Source organism: Alicyclobacillus macrosporangiidus CPP55 (assembly GCF_000702485.1).
Classification (GTDB): domain Bacteria; phylum Bacillota; class Bacilli; order Alicyclobacillales; family Alicyclobacillaceae; genus Alicyclobacillus_H; species Alicyclobacillus_H macrosporangiidus_B.
In genome coordinates this window covers 2802969-2824050 of sequence record NZ_JNIL01000001.1, presented here as the reverse complement: position 1 = coordinate 2824050, position 21082 = coordinate 2802969, and the positions used below count along the sequence as shown (strand labels likewise).

The following is a 21082-nucleotide window of genomic DNA, read 5'->3' as shown; positions in this document are numbered from 1 at the left end:
TAGCGAGCCATTTGTGCTTACGGAGCGCCACGCCAACGGCACCCAGATTGGCGGCCCCAATGGCACCGCCGCGTCATCCCTTGATGACGCGGCGGGCACCGATGTAACGCGGACCCCAATAGGAGCTGTGGATGGAGGTGATCATGCAACCGGCGTCCTCGGCGTTGATCATCATGCCACCGCCGATGTAGATGCCCACATGGGTGGCGCCGGGGGCATAGGTGCTGAAGAAGACGAGATCCCCGGGCTGGAGGTTGGCCTGGGAGACCGGGACGCCCTGCCCGAATTGGTCGGCGGCCGTGCGGCCGAGGTGGACGCCGAAGTGGCCGAACACGTACTGCGTGAATCCGGAGCAGTCGAACCCGCCGGGGCTGGTCCCTCCCCACACGTAGGGCGTGCCGATGAACTGCTCGGCGTAATGGATGATGGCCGACGAATCGGCGCTGGCCAGACTCTGCGTGGCCTGGGCGACGTAAGAAGCATCCTGCATCTTCGCCTCCGCCTGGCGGGTCTGCGCCTCGATGGCGGCAATTTGCTCCTGCGTCAGCCGGATCTGGCTCTCGAGCATCCCTTTCTTCTGCACGTCCGCATGGACCCGGGCCATCGCGTCCGAATAGGCGCGTTTCTTCTGCTCCCGAAGCTGGCGATTCGTCTCAATCAACAGCTCGTACTCGTGCTGCTTCTTCTGCAGCGTCTGCACGGTCGCCGCCTTCGTCTGCTGTTCGCGTTGCAACGAGTCCCTCAGTGCGCGCACCTGGGCCGCCAGCTGGCGCTGCTGGTCCGCGATGCGCGCCAAGGCGTCCATCCGGTCGAGCAGGTCGGAAAAACTGGTGCTGTGGAACAACACCTCGAGATACGACACCGTGCCGTCTTCATAAACCGCGCGCACGCTGTCCTGCAGCCGCTGTTGATCCTGGTCCAGTTCCTGCTGCGTCTTGGCGATCCGGTCCTGCAGCGCTTTCAACTGCTGATTCAAAGCCGCGATTTCCTTCGCGTTCGCGTCCGCCTGTTGCTGCACGGCCGCGATGGAATCGCTGTACGACTGGATCGCCTGCTGCAATTGTTGCGCCTTCGCCTGGTCGGCCGCGGCCTGCTGATTCACCTGCGCCGCCTGGGCTTGAAGAGCTTGCATCTGAGCCTGTTTTTGCGTCAACTCATTCGCTTCCGACGCCGGCACCGCCATCGTCAGACACAGCATCGACGACGCGGCGACGGCCATCCAGATCCTGTGTTTCACATCATCCCTCCGTCGGTGTCGTCTGCCGTCGAAATGCTCCATCATCCGACAGCAGAGTTCGACACCTACGGAGTGGATTCCTGCCTCCGGTCCCTAGAAAAATCCCCCTGCCCTAGGCAGGGGGATGGGCATCCTCGCTTTGTGCCTGGCAACTTCCACGTTGGCCTGGCTTGAGAAACTTCAACCCTTGACGTCCTTCAACCTTGGCTCACTGCGCCTGCTCCGGCTTGACGTACGAGGACCACTGCTTGTAGTCCGCCGGGATTTGGGTGTCCTGCCACTGTTCTTTCGGGAAGAACTGGTGGTGCTCCTGGAAGTAAGCGTCCATCAGCTGGCGTGCCACCGGCGCCGCCGCATCCGCGCCGTAACCAGCACCCGGGATCATGACGCAAATCGCAATTTGCGGGTTATCGAACGGCGCGTAGCCGACGAACACCGAGTTGTCCATGGGCACACCGCCCTCCGTGATCTGGGCGGTCCCCGTCTTGCCCGCCGCCTGATACGGTGCCCCCTGGAACGCCCCTGCCGCCGTCCCGACGGTAGTCGCCTCGTGCATGCCCTCCTGCACAATCTGCAAGTACTGCGTTGGGATGTTCAGCTTCGCCTGCACCACCGGCTTGAACACCTCCGGCGGGCTCCCGTCCTGCGGGATGATCTTCGCCAGCAGATGCGGCTGCAATCGCACGCCGTTGTTGGCGATGGTGGCCGCGTACTGCGCGAGCTCAATCGGCGTGAACTGCTGCGTCTGCCCGATGCCCGCGAACGCCAGGTCGACCGGGGAGCCGTACATCGGGTAGCTGCCGTTTTTCTGCAACGACTGCTCCGCCTTGTCCAGGTCCAGCTGAACGCGCTGCATCTGCTTGCGGGAATCCTCCACGTAAAAGCGGCCCGCCACCTCACCCGGAAGGTCGATCCCCGTCTTGGCCCCCAGCCCGAAATCCCGCTCCCCCTGAAAGAGGGTGGTGATGCCGCGGGCGAACTGGGTGTTGAGCCACTGCCGGTACGACGACGCCCCCGTAAAGCCGCCGCCGCTCGACGCGTCGGCACCCATCCACTTGCCGAGCCACAGGCCCACCTCGTAGAAGAAGGTGTCGCAGGACACCGCGATCGCCTTGACCGGCGTCACCAGTCCGTGGTACTCGCCGTTGTCGCTGAGGCGCGCGTCCGCGCCGATGCGGGTAATGGTGTGGTCCTGAAACACCGTGTCCGGGCTCACCACGCCCGTCTTCAGCGCGGTCACCAGGTTCGCCATCTTGACGGTCGATCCAGGCGTGCGCGGGCTCTGGATCACGTTGTTCAGCTGCGCCCCCGACGACGCGAGATAGTGCAGGTGCGGGTTGAGCGTCTTCGATCCGCCAATGTACCAGTTGGGATCGAGGTAAGGATAGCTGGCCATCGCCAGCACGCCGCCCGTCTTCACGTCGAGCACGACCGCCTCCGCGTCGTGGATGTATTGGCTGTACTTTGACTTTTCAACAGCATCCATTAACGCCTGCTGAGCGATGGCCTGCAGGTGGCCGTCCAGCGTCAGTTGCAGGTTCGCCCCCGGCACCGGCGCCGGGTCATAGTCCAGCGTCTGAATGGGATTGCCGTTGCTGTTGACCTGGACGATCTGCTTGCCCTTCTGGCCCTGCAGAACGCTCTCATACTGCAACTCCAGACCGGCAACACCGACTTTCTGCGTCTGCAGGTAATGCAAGTCATTCACGTAGTGGTTGTACGTATCCTGCGTGATCGGGCCCGTGTACCCGAGCACCTGTCCAGCCAGCACCCCGTAGGGATAGGTCCGCTGCGACTCCACCATGACGTCGACGCCCGGCAGGTCCGAGCGGTGCTCTTCCACCCACGCCAGCTGCTGGTCCGTCAACCCCGTCGCCAGCTGGATCTGCGACAGGTACGTCTGTTTTTGCATGGTCTCGAGCAGATCGCTCTCCTTGACCTTCAGAACCGGTGCCAGTTTGGCGGCGATGGCCGGAAACTGTGGCTTGAGCGATCGGTCGTTGGCCAGATAGAGGGCGTACGCTGGCTTGTCGTACGCGAGCAGGTTGCCGTTCGCGTCGTAGATGCGCCCCCGGGCCGGCAGCACCGGGATGGTGTCCTCGCGGGCGGTGGCCGCCGTCTGGCGGAACTCTTCACCGCGCGCGATCTGCAGGTAGCCTAAGCGCAAGATCAGCGACAGGCAGGCTATAAACGTCATCCCGTAGAGGAAGTTCGCCCGCCACGTCAGAGAGCGCTCGACGGGTTTCTCCGGCTTGCCCGCCTTCGCCTTTCTCAGCCTCGATCTCGCCATCGGCCATCGACTCCTTCATCACACTCCACAGGCCATTATACCGCCTCCGCCTCCCAATCGGTCCGAAGAATTTGTGGAAACCTGTTCACGCCGCGTCGGCCATTCCACCGCGCCGACCAGATCGCGGATCCGCGTCACCCCGTGCCGCAACGCGTACGCTTCCATCCCAGCGAGGATGTCCAGCATTCCCGCCGGTTGCAAAAACGTGTACGTGCCCACCTGCACCGCCGTCGCGCCCGCCAGCATGTACTCGATGGCGTCTTCCGCGCTGCAGATGCCACCGCAGCCGATGATGGGGACGCGCAACCGTCGGGCCGCCTGGTACACCATGCGCACGATGATCGGTTTGATGGCTGGCCCCGACAAGCCCCCCATCCCGTTCCCGACCTTGGGACGGCGAGTCTCCACATCGATGGCCATGGCGAGAATGGTGTTGGCGATCACGACGGCGTCCGCCCCCGCCTGCTCCGCCGCGAGCGCGACCGCCACGATGTCCCCGGTGTTGGGCGTCAGCTTGGCGAAGAGCGGCAGATCCGTCACCCGCCTGATCTTCTCCAACACGCGTGCCGTCTGCCCCGGGTCCATGGCGAACGAGCGGCCGTCATCTTCCAGGTTGGGACACGAGATGTTCACCTCCAGGGCGGCCACCCCGTCAACGGACAGCTTCGCCGCCAAGGCGGCGAACTGGTCCGCGGTCTCCGCCGAGATGCTCGCGATGAGCGGCACATCGAACCGCCGGTAGAACGGCACCGTGTGGGCGAGGAAGGCGTCCGCCCCTTTGCTCTGGATCCCCACCGCGTTGATCATCCCGGCAGCCGTTTCGGCCACGCGCGGTCCCGGATTGCCCAGCCTGGCTTCCGGCGTCACGCTTTTGGTCACGACCGCCCCGAAGCGGGAGATGTCGAGGACGTGCGTCAATTCTTCCGCGAACGTCCCGGACGCGGGCATCACCGGATTTTTCAACCGCAGCCCGCCCAGCTCCACCGTCATGTCGATCCCGCTCACGCCTCCAACACCTCGCTCAGATCGAACACGGGGCCGTCCGCGCACACCCGCAGGTTCACGCGCTCACCGCCGCGCCAAAACGGCCGCACGCAGCAAAAACACATGCCCAATCCGCAACCCATGTTCTCTTCCAGGGCCACCTGCCCTGGCAGCCCGGTGTCCCGCGCCACGCGTTGCAGCAGCCGCGTCAGGCGGCGCGACCCGCAGGTGAACAGCGCATCCACGCGCTCCCGTTCCACCACTTCGCGCACCAGCCGCTCCACCGCTGCCACCTCACTCGTCCCGTCCTCGTCCAGGACCACCATCACGCGCGCCCCGAACCGCTCCATCTCGTCCTTGGACAACACATCCTCCGCCGTGCGCGCACTCAACACAGCGATGGTCCCGATGCCTTGCTCCTGGGCCATGCGGGCCACAGGCGCCAGCGTGGCGAGCCCCACCCCCCGCGCCAGGACGAGGATGCGCCGCCAACCGGGACGGATCCAAAAACCCCGCCCGAGCGGCCCGAACAGGTCCACCGCGTCACCCGGCTTGCGGGCGGCCAGCCATTGCGTGCCCTGCCCTTTCACATGGTAGAGGAAGTGGACCTCTCCCCGCTCCGGTTCGTACCGGTAGATGCTCATCGGGCGGCGGAGCAGGGGCGTCACGTCGTCGGAGCAGCGGATGTGGAAAAACTGCCCGGCTTGACACAGCCCGGCCACCTGCGGCGCATACACGGACATGTGCTTGTACCGGCGATTCACCCAGTCGTTCCCCAGCACGATGGCCTGCACCTGCATCATGACAGGATCCCCCGCCCGTGGGCGTACACCATCCGCCCGCCGACGAACGTGTACACCGGTTTCCCGCGCAGGCGCATGCCGGCCATCGGGCTGTGTTTGGCGCGGGTTTCGAAGGAAGTGGGATCGACCACCCACTCCAGGTTCGGATCGATCACGGTGACGTCCGCCACCGCCCCCGCCTCCAGCCGAGGTTCCGGCAGGCCCATGATTCGCGCCGGATTCACGGTCAATTTGGCGATCACCTCGGGCACGGACAGTTTCCCCGTATGGACGAGGTGGGTAAACGTCACGCCGACCAGCGTCTCCAAGCCGACAAATCCGAACGGCGCGGCGGCCAGCCCCTGCTGCTTCTCTTCCCAGGTGTGCGGCGCGTGATCGGTGGCGATGGCGTCGATGGTGCCGTCCATCAGCCCGGCGACCACGGCGTCGACATCCCGCTGGGTCCGCAGGGGCGGATTCACCTTCGCGAGCGCCCCGTGTTCGAGCAACACCTCGTGGGTCAGCGAGAAGTGGTGCGGCGTGGCCTCTGCCGTGACCTTCACGCCGCGGGCCTTGGCTTCCCGGATCAGCTGCACCGCCGACTCCGTCGTCACGTGCTGAATGTGCAGGCGTGCCCCAGTGTGTTGCGCGAACAGAATGTCCCGCGCCACAATCAGGTCTTCCGCCAGCGCCGGAATGCCGGGGTCCCCGAGGCGTTCGCTGACCCACCCGCGATGCATCGCCCCGGTTCGCACCAGGTGATGGTCCTCGCAGTGGGAGGTGATGGGCATCCCCAGCTCGGCGGCGGCTGTGAACGCCTGCATCAACACGAGGGGATCCATCACGGACTTGCCGTCTTCCGTGAAGGTCACCACGCCGGCTTCGGCCAGCGCCCGAAAATCGGTCATCTCCGTCCCCTGCTGGCCCTTCGTCATGGCGCCGGCCGGGTACACCCGCACCACCGACGCCGCGGCGGCGGTTTCCTTCACATATCTCACCACGTCCGGGTGATCGATGGCCGGACGGGTGTTCGGCATACACACCACGCTCGTCACGCCACCCGCCGCGGCCGCCCGCGACCCGCTGGCAATCGTCTCCTTGTCGGGGAAGCCGGGATCGCGCAGGTGGACGTGGATGTCCACCAGCCCGGGCGTGACGTAACACCCGCGCGCGTCTACATCCGCCGCCCCCGGGGCGTCCAGGTCCGGCGCGATCGCCGTGATGCGATCCCCCTCCAACAACACGTCCGCCTGGTACCCCTGGGCTCGCTTCGGGTCCACCACCCAACCGCCGCGAATGCAGATCCTCATGGCTGTCCCTCCTGACGCGCTCCCGCCAAAGCCAACACCGTATCCAACAGCACGTCTACCCCTGTTTGCATGTCTCTTTCCCGCGCGTACTCGTCCGGGTGGTGGCTGATCCCGTCGCGGCAGGGGATGAACACCAATCCGGCAGGGCACAGGCGCGCCATGTTCATCGCGTCGTGCCCGGCCCCGCTGGCCATCTCCTGCCACCGAATGCCCCGGCCGGCACACACCCGCGCGATGCATCGGCGGATGTCCCCGTCCAACCGGACCGGTGATTCGTCGCTCAGGACCTCCACCTCGGCCCGCACGCCGCGGGCGTGTTCGATCTCATGGATCTCGTGCATCAGTTGCGCCACCAGTTTGCGCTTCGCCTCCGCGTCGACGCTCCGGAACTCCGCCACCATCTCGACCCGACCCGGAATGGTGTTGGGCGATCCCGGTTCCGCCTGCAGGACCCCGACGGTGCCCACCGACCGGTGCTCGGTCTCCGCCCGCGCCAAGCGTTCCACCGCCAGCACCACCTCGGCGGCCGCGGCCAGGGCGTCCTGGCGCAACGTCATGGGCGTGGTGCCGGAGTGGCCCGGTGTCCCCTCCACGCGGACGCGCAGCCGGGTCGGGGCCGCGATGGCGTGCACGACGCCGATCTGGAACCCGGAGGCCTCCAGCTCCGGCCCCTGTTCGATGTGCAGTTCCAAAAACGCCCGCAGCTCCCCTTCCGTCCGCCGCGCGGACGGCGCCGCACGCAGGTCCAGCCCCCTGGCCGCCAACACCTCAGCAAACGTCCGGCCTTCCCGGTCCCGCCAGCCCGCCGCCCGGTCTGCATCCAAAAGCCCCGCCATCGCCTTGCTGCCGATGGTGGCCACGCCGAACCGGGTCGACTCCTCCGCCGCGAACACCATCACCTCGAGCGGGTGGACGGTCTGGATGCGCCGCTGCTGCAACCGCCGAATGACGTCGAGCGCCGCCACCACCCCGAGCACCCCGTCGTAATGGCCACCCCGGATGACTGTGTCGAGGTGAGATCCCATCGCCACCGCCGGGAGGTCCGGTGCCAGGCCCGGACGGCGTGCGATGATGTTTCCCACCGGATCGATCCGGACGTCCAAGTCCATCTCCCGGCACAGGCGGAGAAACCAGCGCCTGGCCTGCACATCCGCGTCGGAATACGCGAGCCGCGTCACCCCGCCGCCCTCCTCCGCCCCGAAGCGGGCGAATTGGGCGATCTGATCAGCCAGCCAAGAGGATCCGCTGGCGCTGGGTGCCACTTCCCTGGGCCGCGCACATGCATCCGCCTGCGAAACATGCCGGTGCACAGGTTCCGCCCCCATCCTTCAGACCTCCTTGTGTCCGCTCAACCGGCGGTGTTCTGACGGGAAATCCCTCCGTCGAAGCCCCCGGGGAGAAACCGCCGCTGCCGGTGGTACCGGTAGTATAAGAAAATTCACGCCCCTCCCATATGTCTGGTCCGACGAATCGCGAACCGTCTTTTTGGAGTTTCCTACGAAAGGGACACAACCGTCTGTGGCCGAACGAAAACCAAAAGGCCTGCGGCGAGTGCCGCAGGCGGATGTGGAAACGCGTTGCTATCCGGGGTCACGCCAGCGCCTTGTTTTTGGACTCCGGCACGAGAAAGATCACCGCCAGCGCCGCCAGGATGTAGATGGCGGACAACAGCCCCATCGCCCAGCTGAGGGAGTGATACATCGCGAGAGAGCCGATCACGTACGGTCCAAAACCGCCCACCGCGCGGCCGGTGTTGAAGATGAAGTTCTCGGCAGTCGACCGTGCCTCGGTCGGATAATGTTCCGCCATGCTGGCGCCGTATCCGCCCATCATGCCGTCGACCAAGAATCCCATCAGAAAACCGAGCACCAGGAGGACGCTGGGACTGCTCTGGTGGAAGAACAACCAGACAATCAGCGCGGAGCCGAACTGGAACACCAGATAGGACGGCTTTCGCCCCCAGCGGTCGGACAGCTGGCCGAACAACAGGATTCCCGTCATCATCCCGAGGATGGTGACCAGGGTCCAGGTGAGGGATTTGTTGAACGAAAAGCCGAGCTGCTTGGCCAGCATGGTCGGCAGCCAGGTCATGATGCCGTAAAATCCGAAGTTCTGCACGCTCGTCATGATCACCAGGCCGATGGTGATCCCCGCCCGGCGCGGAGAGTCGAACAACTTGGCCAACGGGAACGCCTTGTCGCCGCCGCGCGCCTGGCGCTGCCGCCAGATCTCCGGCTCCTCCAGGTTACGCCGGCTCCACCAGGCGAACAGGGCAGGCAGAGCCCCAATCAAGAACGCACTCTGCCACCCGAACCGGGGTACGAACACCATCGAGCACAACAATGCGATGATCATGCCGAATTGAAACCCGATGGCCACCACCGACGTCGCGCGTGACCGGTGCGTCTTCGGCCAGGCCTCGCTGACCAGCGTCATGCCGATGCCGAACTCTCCGCCGAGCCCAATCCCGGCGATAAAGCGCGTCACATCGAACCAGAACAGGTTGTGGACGAATGCGGTCAACCCGGTGAAGATGGAGAAAATGAGAATGCTGTAGGCAAACGTCCGCACGCGCCCGTAGATGTCGGCGAGAATTCCGAACAGGTATCCCCCCAACACCGACCCCATCAAGGTGATGGTCGAGATGCTGCCCGCCTGCGCCGAGGTCAGGTGAAGGTCTTTCATCACCAAGGACAACACGTAAGACAGCACCATCAGGTCCAGCCCATCCATGGCGTAGCCCGCCATCGAGGACCACAGCGTCTTCCAGTGGTAGCGGTTCAGCCCTTCCTCCACCGCTCGCGCCGCATCGCGCACTTGGAGTACGGGTTCAGACACATCCACTCCTCCTTCTTAGTTCGAATCAGACTGTTTGTACCATTTTGGCATGCGGCGCGCGGCATCGTCATTTGTGGGCACGGACGGGAATTCGGTGGCCGATTTGTCCGAACCCACAAACGCCCGCTCTACCCCTCAGCGTCCAGCAAGGCGCGGATTTTCATCCCCAGGTGAAGTTGAAGGCGCCCTTCCGCGTCGGCCAGACTTCGCCCCGTGATCTCCTCGATCCGCTTCAAACGGTACTTCAGGGTGTTGGTGTGGATGAACAGCGCGTCGGCCGTCTCACTCAGGTTGCAGTTGTGCGCAAGGTAGGCCGCCAGCGTCTTCAGCAACTCCCCCTGATGCCGCTGGTCATACGCGGCCAGGCGGCCGACCGTCTCCTCCTCAAACCGGCGCATCTCTTCCCAGTCTCCCGCCTCGCGCAGGAACCGGTACACGCCGAGTTCCGCGTACGCGATGACAGATGGGGTGCTCCAGGCGGTGTGCCCGAGTCGGGCCGCGTGACTCGCCTCCCGGTAGCCTTCCGCGATCCCGCTCGCGCCTGCATACGGCCGTGAGACCCCAAGCGTGAACCGCCACTCGGGGAGCACGTCGTGCAGGTGGCGGCTCAGTCGCTCGGCGAACGAGCGGGCCGCCTGAACCAGCGGGTCGCCGTCCGCACACGCCTGCGGGAACAGGACCACCACCGCGTCGAACCTCGACACCGCGATCGCGGACGGCGCATGCGCACGGGTGAACCGCTGCACCGTCCGCACCACCGCCTCGTCCACCGGCCCCGTTGCCTCGTCTTCCGCAGAGCGGGCGCCATCCCTCATATCCGACGCGGCGATGGAGATGACGACGAACGGTTGTGACAGATTCCAACCGTAGCGGACCTCTTTCTCACGGATCTGCGCCGGCGAATACCGATACCCGACGAGCAGGTCGGACAGAAAGCCTTCCTGGTGGCGCCGCTCGACGTCCAGCTCCGTGGCGAGCTTCAGGATCTCCAGTGAGAACAGCGGGGCCACCCGCTCCAGCACATATACATCTGAAGGTTGGAATGGGCGCTCTGTCTCCCAGCACGTCACACACCCTTGCAGTTCACGGTGCAGGATGATGGGCGTCACGATGCAGGCGGTCGGCCGGCCGGCCAGGCGGCGGGTCATCGGCAATGAACGACGGGCTTCCAACAGCGCTCGGCGTGCCTCTATCCCCAGCGGCTCCACCTCCGGTGCAGGTGCGAACACCGTCTCCAGCGTCACCTGGTTACCCATCCACTCCCGCATCGCACCGAGGATCGCGGCCGAATTCTGCCCGTCCATGGCCAGCTCCGTGATCCATTTAAAGAACTCCTCCTCCAAATCGTCCCGGAGCTGTCGATCCCGTTGGAAGATCGTCTCCATCAGCGGCGTGATGATGTCCAGGTAGGAGACATCCTGAGGAATCTCGAGAATCGGGAAGCCGAGCCGCTCCCCCGCCTGCAGGATCTCATCCGGCACCTGTCCGGCGAAGTACTGGGGTTTGACGGCGAGCGCCGCGGTCCCGTTGGCCGCAAGGTCCTCCACAAGCCGATGCAAAGCGGAAGAACGGTCCTTCACCGCGTACAGACTGGTCAGCAGAAGATCCGACCCCTTCAACCAGCGGATGATGTCCGGGACCTCCATCACCGTCACGTACTGGATCTCCCGATCCAACCCCGCCCGACCAGCCACCACCCGGCACCGGCGGAGACCCCCGACCTCCAACGCTTCGCGCACCGAGACGCCCATGCGAGCTCCCTCCCTTCGCTTGCACCCCGGCCGGCGGCCACGTATAATCTTGACTTAAATGCCCGCGAGACCCCTTATCGCGTATGGGAGAACGGATTCTTTTTATTCTATCACGGAACACGTCAAGAAAGGTGACACTCATGGATGCCAATGCCACCCAGCGCCTGTTGCTTAGCCGCCTCGTCCGCTCCCAGGCCATCCGGGTGCGGCAGACCCCCGGTGACCTTCCGTTCTGGTACACGTCCGGCAAACCCGGCCCTTTCTACATCAACGTGGAACGGATCGCAGGGGATCACGTCGCCGGCACGCTCTCCCGCATGAACCAGATCCTCGCCAGCACGGCGGAAGCCAGCCAACGCGCCCCGCAGATTCACGATCTCGTCCTGGCAGCCTGGCAATCCGACGCCGGCTACCAAGAGGCCATCTCCCTGCTCTCTGCGACGTTCACCCGCATGTTCCCCGACCCGCCGGCGGCGATTTCGGGCGGTGAGCGGCGCGACTGGTTCTTCTCCATCCCCCTCGCACAGACGCTGGGTATCCCTCATGTGTACCTATATAAAAATGGCACCGCTTGGTCGGACCGGCCCTCCATCCTGCAGCCGGGTGCGGAGCCCGTCCGTGTGGTACACGTATCGGATATCTTGAACACGGGATCAAGTTATGTGAGGAATTGGTTGCCCGCGTTGACCGCGGCGGGGATGACGTGTGAGGACACATTCACGGTCGCGGTGCGCGGCCAGGAGGGAAGAAACCTGTTGGAGGCGCGCGGGGTGCGCGTGCACACCCCGCTGGTGATGGACGAATCGGTATTCCGCGACGCCGCAGCGGAGGGCCTCATCTCACCGTTTGCCCTCGCCGACGTGCTGCAGTATTTTGAATCCCCGCAAGCCTGGACACGGCACCTGTTGGCCACCTGCGGCGAGCAAATCCTCCAGCGTGAACCGGAACTGGACGCCGTACAGCGCAGCCGCCTGCGCACCTTCGTCGAGACCGATCCGTACGACCTGGCGGCAGAATTCCCCGCGTTTTTCAGGCGCGCCAAAGAAGTCCTGGCCGTTCAGGCCTGACGTGCCCGCGGGCTCGTCCTCCCTCGGCTACGGAGAGGCGGACCGGCTCCGCCGTCACTCGGGTTGGCGGTAGACGCGCGGGACGCGCCGCGAGATGGCACAGAGCAACTCGTACGGGATGGTGCCCGCGCGATCCGCGAGATCGGCCAGAGAGTGCTCGTCGTACACCGTCGCCACGTCGCCCTCCTGAATGTCCGGCACCGCCGTCGCGTCCACCACCACCTGGTCCATGCACACCCGCCCCACCATCGGGCAGCGGGCGCCGCGGATCTGGACATACCCGCGGTTCGAGAGCGCGCGCAGCAGCCCGTCCGCATAGCCGATGGGCAACGTGGCCAGCACCGCCGGCGCCTCGGTCACGTGGGTGCCGCCGTAGCTCACCGCCGTTCCGGCCGGGACGCGCTTGACCTGGACCACCCGCGTGTACAGGCGCATGGCCTGCCGCAGCGGCACGGTGCGCGCCACCTCGCCCGACGGATACACGCCGTACAGGCTGATGCCGAGCCGCACCATGTCCAGATGCGCGGCGGGCAACGCCAGGATGGCCGCCGAGTTGGCGGCGTGCAGGAGGAGGGCATCGGCGGGCCAGCGGGATCGAACCGCGTCGAACAGAGGTTGCGCCCGCTCCCACTGCTCCAGGGCCGGGGCGAGGTCCGCCTCGTCCGCGCGGGCGAAGTGGGTGAAGGCGCCTGTCACGCGCACGGGCGTACCGTTGAGAGCAGCAGCGACCTGGTGCACCTCCTCCCCCGTGCGCACGCCAATGCGGCTCATGCCGCTGTCGAGCTTCAGGTGCACCGACAGGGGCTGCGAAAGCGCCGTCTCGGCCAGGGCGAAGGCGTGCGTCAGGGAGGCGATGGTCAGCGTGACGCCAGCGTCCGCCGCGATGGGCGCGTGCTGCGCATCGACGTAGCCGAGCACCAGGATCGGGGCGCGGAGGCCCGCCTCACGCAACTCCATCGCTTCACCCAGCGTGGCCACGCCGAGCCAATCGGCCCCGGCGGCCAGCGCAGCTCGGGCGACCGGCACGGCGCCGTGCCCGTAGGCGTCCGCCTTGACCACCGCCATGAGCTTCGGACCGGGCTCGGTGTGGCCACCGGGGCCGGCAGGGCGGCGAATGTGACGGCGGATCGATCGCACGTTTTCCATAATGGCACCCAGGTCCACCTCGGCCCAGGTGTCCCGCCAACGGCCGCCGGGACCGGTCTGGGTCTCCTCTACAGTGCTGTTCTTCATGGTCGGCGGCCTCCTTCCATCGTTTCGCCCGGCCCTGGCGCACCCCATCGCCTTCGAGCCAGGAGGTTGGAACCGGGGATCCTCCGGTATCTCAACCCCCCCCCCGAAAGGCGTGGCCGGGTCTCTATGTCCTCCATCTTGGGCGAGATCGGCAGGGCCGTCAACCCGTTCCGCGAAGGGACTCGGGCCACGCGTGGGGACTCGCGCCGTCTCCAAGGGCCTATTCACATTTTTGCTCTTCCATTCGCCTGCTCCCGCGCCGATTGTCACAGATTTGCCTTTATGTTCCCGCCCGCAGCACCACATAACGTCGATTCTTTACTTACATGCCCGTTCATCGCCGGGCCGATCGCCATTTAAATGCACCTTTTGCATTTATGCGGCCGCCAGACGCGCATGTTCAACACGATTTTGTTTTTACCATTCCGCCGCGCTCACACGATAACAAGGTTTTTGGTTGTACCCCCCGAGTCCACCTCAAAACGTGGCTCACGCGCCGCCCCCGAAGCCCCGCCATCCCCCAGCCACCGCACAAACGCCTCCCACAACCGCCGGTTCTCCTCCCGGCGCCGGATGGCCACGCGCAGATGGCGCCCGTCCAAACCCCGGAAGCTGTCGCAGCGGCGCACGTACATTCCCTCCGCCGCCCAGGCCGCCAACAGGTCCTCCACATCGGCCGGCGCCTCCAAGCGCAGGAGGAAAAAATTCGCGCCCGGCGCATACAGCCGCACCCCCGGCACACGGCCCCACGTCTGCGCCACATACGCCTGCTCCTCCCGCAGCCACCGCCATGTCTCCTCGCGGAAGGCCTCATCCCGGTACGCCGCCGCGGCAGCCGCCTGGGCCAGGTGGTTCACGCTCCAACCATCGCGATCGCGCTGAATCCGCCCCACCCACTCCGGATTCGCCACCCCGAACCCGAACCGCAGCCCCGGGATGCTGTACATCTTCGTCGCCGAACGGATGACCACCACCCGTTCGTGCGCCAGAGCCAGCGGAAGCGCCGTTCGATCCCGCTCGTCCCACCGGAAATCCATGAACGACTCGTCGACCAGGATGAACACCCCCGCATCCGCCAGCGGCACCACCACCTCCGCCAGCTCCGCCCGGGTCCAGAGGCGCCCGGTGGGATTGTGCGGGTGGTTGAGGATCACCAGATCGCCCGGCGCGGGCTCCGGGTGCGTCGCCCCGGCAGCCCCTGCCCGTGGCCACACGCCCACGTCCGGCAAAGGCAGCCGCACCACGGGTGCCCCGCAGCGGCGGGCGGCCGCTTCGTATTCGGCGAAGGCCGGATCGAAGAGGAACACACGCCGCGGCCCGAGCGCCCGCAGGAACAGGTCCAACACCTCCGCCGCCCCGTTGCCGCAGAACACCCACTCCGGCCCAGGGAGGCCGAATGCCTCGGCCAGCACCTGGCGCACCGCCCGCTGCTCCGGGTCCGGGTAGTGGCGGATGCCGTCCATCGCCCGCAGGATGGCCTCCAGCACCGACGCCGGCGGACCCAGCGGATTGATGTTGGCGCTGAAGTCGATGATGTCCTCCACCTGCCGGCCGCTCTCGCGCGCGTATTCGTACACGCGCCCGCCGTGCACCGCCGTCGGCGCGTCACCGGAAGCCCATCGTCCGCCGCGCGCTGCGCCGCCCGTTACCATTCCGGCCACACCCGGTTCCATTTCGGCGTCCCTCCTCACCCGTGCGACACCCACAACCAACCGAGCCACTCCAGTCCTTCGTTCAAGGCGCCGTAGAGATCGCCCGTCATCCCGCCGAAGCGGCGGGCCGCCCAGGCCGTGTACACGCGCACCGCGATCACCGCGCCCGCCCAGAGCGCGGCCGCCGTCCAGAGCCCGGACCCACGCCACGCAGCCGGCCCCCACCCGGCCACCGGATCGACCGGGCCGCCTCCGAAACCCGCGCCTCCAAAACCATCGCCGACATCGCCGCCTGCGATCCCGCCGGCCCACGGCCCGCCCCAGGCGATCGCCGCCGCGCTCGTCCCCAGCGCACACACGGTCGCCCCGGCCACGACCCAGGCCGGCACCTGGCGCGCGAACACCGCGCCCAGTCCGCTCGATCCCGCCGGCCCCGTCCCCGCCATCGCCCACACCATACCCAGGCGGGCCAGCGCCGGCACCAGCACAAACGGCCCCCAGCCCGCGGCGCCTCCGGTCAAAGCGGTGATCGCCGCGATCTTCCCGGCCAAACAGAGCATCCCCGCGACGGCCCCCACCGCCCCGACGCGGCTGTCCTTCATCACCGCGATGGCATCGGACCCTCGCCGCCGGCTCGCCACCGCGTCCGCCACGTCCATCAGGCCGTCCAGGTGCAGTGCGCCCGTGGCGACGGTGTATCCCGTCACCGCCACCACCGCCGCACCGAGAGGCGACACAAACCCGGCCAATCCTCGCGACACGGCCCACACACCCCAACCGAGGACGGCGCCGACCAGCGGAAAAAAGAGGGCGCTGCGGCGCAGGTCCGCCAGCGACGGCTCGTTCGGCGCCTGCGACATCGCCGTTGCAATGGGCAGGGTGGTGAGGAATCGGAACGCCAGAAGGAGTGCGCGCACCCCAGCCCGTGCCGCTCGCACGGCGCTCGCCTGCATCCTCATCACCCCCCTCCTCCCCACCGCACCGCGCAGCCCAACGCCGCGAGCAGCACGCCCGTCACCGCGCAGGCCGCGTCCAGCACCGCCACGGCCCGCGGGATGTCCTCCGCCTCCAGGGTCCGAAGCGGATCGCCCATCAAAGCGCGGAAGGACGGTACCCCATGGTACACGTTCCAACCGCCCAATTGGACGCCGAGTCCGCCCGCCATCATCGCCTCTGGGATCCCAGCGTTGGGCGACGGATGGCCCCCGGCGTCCCGGCGCATCACGCGGAGGGCCCGCAAGGCGGGCAGGCCGCGGAAGGCGAGCGCGATCGCGACGATCCCCGCGGTCAACCGCGCGGGGATGAAGTTCAGCACGTCGTCCAGTCGGGCGGCGGACCAGCCGAAGGCCCAGAAGCGATCGTCCCGGTGCCCCAGCATGGAATCCAGCGTGTTGGCGGCCCGGTACATCATCGCGCCGGGCGCCCCCAGCAGGCAGGCGAAGAAGAGGGGGGACACGACGGCGTCCACCAGGTTCTCCGCCACCGTCTCCACCGCCGCCCGCACCACCTCCGGCTCCGGCAGATGCGCCGTATCCCGGCCGACGTACCGGGCCACCTCGCACCGGGCGGCGTCCAGCCCCTCCTCCCGGAGCCGCCGGTACACCGCGCGTCCGGCGTCGCGAAGGCCCCTCCAGGCCACCGTCGTCGCCGTCAGGACGATGTTGAGCAGCGCCGCCAAGGCCGGGGAGACCCGGCACGCCAGCCAGAGGAGGCCGAACGTGAGGCCCCCGGCCCAGGCGAGCGTCGTCACCACCACCGCCGCTCCCAGGGCGCGCCGCACGCGGTCGCTGTAATGTCGCCGGTTCCAGCGCCGCTCCAGCCAACCGATCCAGCGGCCCATCGCCACCACCGGGTGCGGCAGCCAGGCGGGATCGCCCACCACGCGGTCCAGCGCCAGCGCCGCCGCCGCGGCCCAGAACGGGTTCACGGCGCACCCGCCTCCGCCGACACCGCCAGGCGGCGCAGGTCCACCGGGAGCCCCGCCACCACCCACAGCACGCGGCCCGCGCGCCGGGCCACCGCCTGGTTGAGCGTGCCCAGCCAGTCCCGGTAACGCCGGGTCTGCGCGTCCGCCGGCACGATGCCGAGGCCCGCCTCCTGACTGACCGCCACCACTGGACCCGGCGCTGCCGCCAGCGCATCCGCCAGGCGCGCGATCCGCGCTGCCAGCACGTCGTCGCCGCAGCCCTCCAGCCACATCCAGTTGTTCAGCAGCATCGACAGGCAGTCGAGCAGGATGACGGCCCCATCGCGCCGCGCCTCGAACCACTCGGCCACCTGCAGCGGCTCCTCCACCGTGCGCCACGTCGCCGGCCGCCGATCCCGGTGACGGCGAATCCGCTCTGCCATCTCCGCGTCCGCCGCCTGCCCCGTCGCCAAGTACACCACCGGGCGCCCAAGCTCTGCGGACCACCGCCCGGCCCAGTCCTCCGCCACCTCGCTCTTGCCGCTGCGCGCCCCGCCGAGCACCAGCACCAGGTCCGCCTTGCGGCCCCCCGCGCCCGACGCAGCCGTCAGTTCCCCCGCACCTGCCGAAGCCCGCGGCCCCACGGAACCCTTCACGGCCTCCCGCTCATGCGCGCCCATCACGGCCGGAACACCTCGCGGCTGTTGCGGTATTCCACGTCCCGCCGGCCGTCGCGAGCGTTGACGGCCCTGGCCAGCACGAATAACAGGTCGGAGAGGCGGTTCAGGAACCGCAGCGCAGGCAGGTGAATCTCCTCCGCCTGCATCAGGCGCACCGTCCGCCGCTCCGCCCGCCGCACCACCGTGCAGGCCACGTGCAAATACGCCGCGGCCAGGCTGCCGCCGCGCAGCACGAAGCGGCGGATCACCTCCGCCTCGACTTTGTACTGATCGATACACGGCTCCAACCGGGACGCCGCGTCCTCGGGCGTCCGGTACGTGTACTTGTCCGTTCGGGCCGCCGCCAGGTCCGCCCCCACGTCCCACAGGGTCTGCTGCACCTCCGTCAGCAGCGCCGCCACGTCCGTGTGCCCCGCCTGCTCCAGGTGCGCGATCGCCAGGCCCACAAACGCCCCCGCCTCGTCCACGGCGCCGTACGCCTCCACGCGCACGTCGTCCTTGTACCGCCGGACGCCGCCGATGAGGCCCGTCTTGCCCTGATCGCCGCCACGCGTGTAGATGCGCATCACAGGTCCTCCTCTCCGAAACCGTCGGATCGATCCGCGCCGGACCGCGCCACCCGGGCTTCGGCCGGCACCGCCCCCGCGTCCGGCAGCACCGCACCACCGTCGGCCCGCGCCACCCGCGCGTCCGAAAACGTCGCCGTCTCTGCCAACACGCGGCACGCCAGGCGCACCAAGGGCCACGCCAACAGCGCGCCGCTGCCCTCGCCCAGCCGCAGCCCGAGCCGGAGCAGCGGATCCAATTCCAGCCGCTCCAACAGGAGGCGGTGCCCCGGCTCGGCCGACACGTGGGAAGCCAGCAGCACCTCCGCCGCGGCGGGATCCACCGTCACCGCCCACAGCGCCGCTGCCGTGGTGATGAACCCGTCCAGCAGCACCGGCACCCGCCGCGAGGCGGCCACCAGGCAGACCCCCGCCATGGCCGCCAACTCCAGGCCGCCGAGGCGCGCCATGGCGTCCCACGGATCGCCGATGTGCGGCCGGTGCAGCGCCAGCGCGCAATCCACCACCGCCCGCTTGTGCGCTAGCCGATGGGGATCCACCCCCGTCCCGCAACCGACCACGTCCGCCGCCGGCCGGTCCAACAGATACGCCGCCAGGGCGCTCGCGGCGGTGGTGTTGCCGATGCCCATCTCGCCCAACAGGAGCACATCCGCGCCCGCCGCCAAGGCCGCCTCCGCCGTCTCCCGTCCGGCCGCCACCGCCGCCTCCGCCTCCGCGCGCGTCATCGCCGGTCCCGCGGCGAGGTTTCGGGTGCCCGGGGCCACCTTGCGCACCACCGCCCCCGGGTGCCCGACGGGTACGCGCACGCCCACGTCCACCACCGTCAGGCGCACCCCCTCCGCGCGGGCCAGGACGCTGCTCACCGCGCCACCCCTGCAGATGTTGACCACCATCTGCCCGGTCACCTCGGCCGGATAGGCCGACACGCCTTCTTCGGTCACGCCGTGATCGGCCGCGAACAACAGCAGATGCGGCCGCTCCAGTTGCGGCACCGGCCTCTCCGTGATGCGCGCGATCCGCTCCAACAGCGGCTCCAACTGCCCCAGGCTGCCCACCGGTTTCGTCAGGTCGTCCAGTCGATCCCGCGCCCGCCGCGCCGCCACATCTCCCGCTCGCCTATCCTTCGCGCTCCCGTTCAACGCCGCTCGCCTCCTCCGTCCTGTCTCGCCGCCGCACGCCCCGACGGCGGCCCCAGCCAGCGGTGGATCACGTCCATCCGCAGGTGCCGGCGGACCACGTCCGCCAGCCGGTCCAGGGCCGCCTCCCGCACCGCCGCCATCTCCGGCCCCGGGCCCTCTGGCTCCGGCAGCCCGAACCGCGCCCGCAGCCGCGCCAGCCATGCCCGCCGAAAGGCGTCGTTGTCGAAGATGCCGTGCAGGTAGGTGCCCATCACGCGGCCGTCCTCGCTGACCGCGCCGTCCGCCGCGATCGCGCCATCCTGCGCAAGACCGTCCCGTGTCACGATCTCCCCCGCCAGGTCCGCCTCCGCGATCGCCCCGTCCGGCCCCAGACCCTCCACCGCTCCCACGCGCTGCAGGCGGGCGAACGGCCGGCCACCGGCGTCCAACGCCGTGCGCCCCATGTGGATCTCGTAGCCGGTCACGGGCACCCCCGGGAACGCGCCCAACAACTCGCCCGCCACCCGCACCGTCCGCTTCTCGGCCGCCATCGTCGTCACCACCGGCAACCAGCCGAGGCCCTCCGTGACCGGCGCGTCCGACTCGGCGCCGAGCGGGTCCTGGATGAGCCTCCCCAGCATCTGGTACCCGCCGCACACCCCGACCACGTCGGCCCCCACCGCACGGCGCTCGGCCATGGCCCGGTCCATGCCCGTCTCCCGCAGCCAGGCCAGGTCGTGCACCGTGTGCTTGCTGCCCGGCAGGATCACCGCGTGGGCCCCCGCCAGCTCCTCGGGGCGGCGGCAGAACCAGGCGAAGACGCCCGGTTCGAGGAAGAGCGGATCGAAATCGGTGAAATTCGCGATGTGCGGCAGCTGGACGATGGCCACCCGCACGTCCCCCGGCGCAGGCTCCTGCGCCGCCCTGCCGCCTGCGAGCTCCAGCGCCACCGAGTCCTCCGCCTCGATGTTCAGGTCGGGGATGTGGGGGATGACCCCCAGCACCGGCACGCCGGCGTACGCCTCCAGCAGCCGGACGCCGTCCGCGAACAGGCTGGGGTCGCCGCGGAATTTGTTGATGACGACCCCCTTGACGCGGGCCCGCTCCCGCGGCGTCATCAGGTGCAGGGTGCCGACCACGGCCGCGAAGACGCCGCCCCGGTCGATGTCCGCCGCCAGCAGCACGTCCGCGTCCGCCTCTTCGGCCATCCGCAGGTTGGCGATGTCCCTCGGCTTCAGGTTCATCTCCACCGGGCTGCCGGCGCCCTCCATCACCAGCACCTCGTAGCGATCCGCCAGGTACCGGTAGCTCTCCACCACCGCCGCCCAGACGGCCCCGAGGCGAGCCTCCAAGTAGTCGCGGGCAGACGTGGTCTCGTACACCCGCCCCTGCAGTACCACCTGCGTCCGGTGGCCGCTCATGGGCTTGAGCAGGACGGGGTTCATGTGCTCGTTCGGCGCGATACCGCAGGCCGCCGCCTGCACCGCCTGCGCCCGGCCGATCTCCCGGCCCGACGGTGTCGCCGCCGAGTTGAGCGACATGTTCTGCGCCTTGAACGGGGCCACCCGGTACCCGTCCTGGGCGAGGATGCGGCACAGGGCGGTGCACAGCACGCTCTTGCCCACGTTCGACGCGGTGCCGAGCACCATCAGGCTCTTGGCCATCTTG

The 21082-nt window shown here is 68.1% G+C and carries 17 protein-coding genes; 1 reads left to right on the top strand and 16 read right to left on the bottom strand.

All coding sequences use genetic code 11. The features are described from left to right. Positions 1–73: 73 nt before the first annotated feature. From N687_RS0114090 to N687_RS0114055, 8 genes are all read right to left on the bottom strand, one after another. Positions 74–1237, bottom strand: coding sequence for a C40 family peptidase (locus tag N687_RS0114090; protein WP_051663265.1), 1164 nt, complete (start codon positions 1235–1237; stop codon positions 74–76). Positions 1238–1445: 208 nt separating this feature from the next. Continuing rightward, the gene (locus N687_RS0114085; protein ID WP_029422459.1) at positions 1446–3527 is read right to left on the bottom strand and encodes a peptidoglycan D,D-transpeptidase FtsI family protein; all 2082 of its coding nucleotides are present in this window, start codon (positions 3525–3527) and stop codon (positions 1446–1448) included. Positions 3528–3545: 18 nt separating this feature from the next. Next, on the bottom strand, positions 3546–4532 hold the full coding sequence (locus N687_RS0114080) for a dihydroorotate dehydrogenase (RefSeq protein WP_231493488.1): 987 nt from the start codon (positions 4530–4532) through the stop codon (positions 3546–3548). Next, positions 4529–5314, bottom strand: a complete 786-nt coding sequence (locus N687_RS0114075) for a dihydroorotate dehydrogenase electron transfer subunit (RefSeq protein ID WP_156040160.1) — start codon at positions 5312–5314, stop codon at positions 4529–4531. Before N687_RS0114075 ends, N687_RS0114080 begins: the two co-directional genes overlap by 4 nt. Beyond that, positions 5311–6603: a dihydroorotase gene (locus N687_RS0114070; RefSeq protein WP_029422456.1), complete on the bottom strand. Its 1293-nt coding sequence runs from the start codon at positions 6601–6603 to the stop codon at positions 5311–5313. Before N687_RS0114070 ends, N687_RS0114075 begins: the two co-directional genes overlap by 4 nt. Then, positions 6600–7928, bottom strand: coding sequence for a M20 family metallo-hydrolase (locus N687_RS0114065; RefSeq protein WP_051663264.1), 1329 nt, complete (start codon positions 7926–7928; stop codon positions 6600–6602). Before N687_RS0114065 ends, N687_RS0114070 begins: the two co-directional genes overlap by 4 nt. Before the next feature lie 265 nt (positions 7929–8193). Beyond that, entirely contained in the window at positions 8194–9441 is a 1248-nt protein-coding gene (locus tag N687_RS0114060; protein WP_231493487.1) for an MFS transporter, read from the bottom strand. 128 nt (positions 9442–9569) lie between these two features. Then, entirely contained in the window at positions 9570–11192 is a 1623-nt protein-coding gene (locus tag N687_RS0114055; protein WP_029422453.1) for a PucR family transcriptional regulator, read from the bottom strand. Positions 11193–11332: 140 nt separating this feature from the next. On the opposite strand from N687_RS0114055, the gene N687_RS21245 reads away from it, so the two are divergent. Then, positions 11333–12259 (top strand): hypothetical protein, encoded by a 927-nt coding sequence (locus N687_RS21245; RefSeq protein WP_035462311.1) that lies wholly within the window; start codon positions 11333–11335, stop codon positions 12257–12259. 54 nt (positions 12260–12313) lie between these two features. On the opposite strand, the gene alr is transcribed toward N687_RS21245, so the two are convergent. From alr to N687_RS0114010, 8 genes are all read right to left on the bottom strand, one after another. Continuing rightward, complete coding sequence (gene alr, locus N687_RS0114045) at positions 12314–13492, bottom strand: alanine racemase (protein WP_051663263.1); 1179 nt, start codon at positions 13490–13492, stop codon at positions 12314–12316. A 434-nt stretch (positions 13493–13926) separates the two neighbouring features. Then, positions 13927–15165, bottom strand: a complete 1239-nt coding sequence (gene cobD, locus N687_RS0114040) for a threonine-phosphate decarboxylase CobD (protein ID WP_051663262.1) — start codon at positions 15163–15165, stop codon at positions 13927–13929. Between the two features lie 14 nt (positions 15166–15179). Further along, positions 15180–16103 carry an adenosylcobinamide-GDP ribazoletransferase gene (locus tag N687_RS0114035; protein ID WP_029422450.1) on the bottom strand — a complete coding sequence of 308 codons (924 nt, stop codon included), beginning with the start codon at positions 16101–16103 and terminating at the stop codon, positions 15180–15182. Beyond that, a complete protein-coding gene (gene cbiB, locus N687_RS0114030) occupies positions 16103–17071 on the bottom strand; it encodes an adenosylcobinamide-phosphate synthase CbiB (protein ID WP_029422449.1) in 969 nt (322 codons plus the stop codon). The genes N687_RS0114035 and cbiB overlap by 1 nt, the downstream gene beginning before the upstream one ends. Continuing rightward, positions 17068–17730, bottom strand: a complete 663-nt coding sequence (gene cobU / locus N687_RS0114025) for a bifunctional adenosylcobinamide kinase/adenosylcobinamide-phosphate guanylyltransferase (protein WP_081841410.1) — start codon at positions 17728–17730, stop codon at positions 17068–17070. Before cobU ends, cbiB begins: the two co-directional genes overlap by 4 nt. After that, positions 17730–18296 carry a cob(I)yrinic acid a,c-diamide adenosyltransferase gene (locus N687_RS0114020; RefSeq protein WP_029422447.1) on the bottom strand — a complete coding sequence of 189 codons (567 nt, stop codon included), beginning with the start codon at positions 18294–18296 and terminating at the stop codon, positions 17730–17732. Before N687_RS0114020 ends, cobU begins: the two co-directional genes overlap by 1 nt. Further along, positions 18296–19435 carry a nicotinate-nucleotide--dimethylbenzimidazole phosphoribosyltransferase gene (gene cobT / locus N687_RS0114015; protein ID WP_197029290.1) on the bottom strand — a complete coding sequence of 380 codons (1140 nt, stop codon included), beginning with the start codon at positions 19433–19435 and terminating at the stop codon, positions 18296–18298. The genes N687_RS0114020 and cobT overlap by 1 nt, the downstream gene beginning before the upstream one ends. Then, a complete protein-coding gene (locus N687_RS0114010; RefSeq protein ID WP_051663261.1) occupies positions 19432–21078 on the bottom strand; it encodes a cobyric acid synthase in 1647 nt (548 codons plus the stop codon). The genes cobT and N687_RS0114010 overlap by 4 nt, the downstream gene beginning before the upstream one ends. Positions 21079–21082 lie beyond the last annotated feature (4 nt).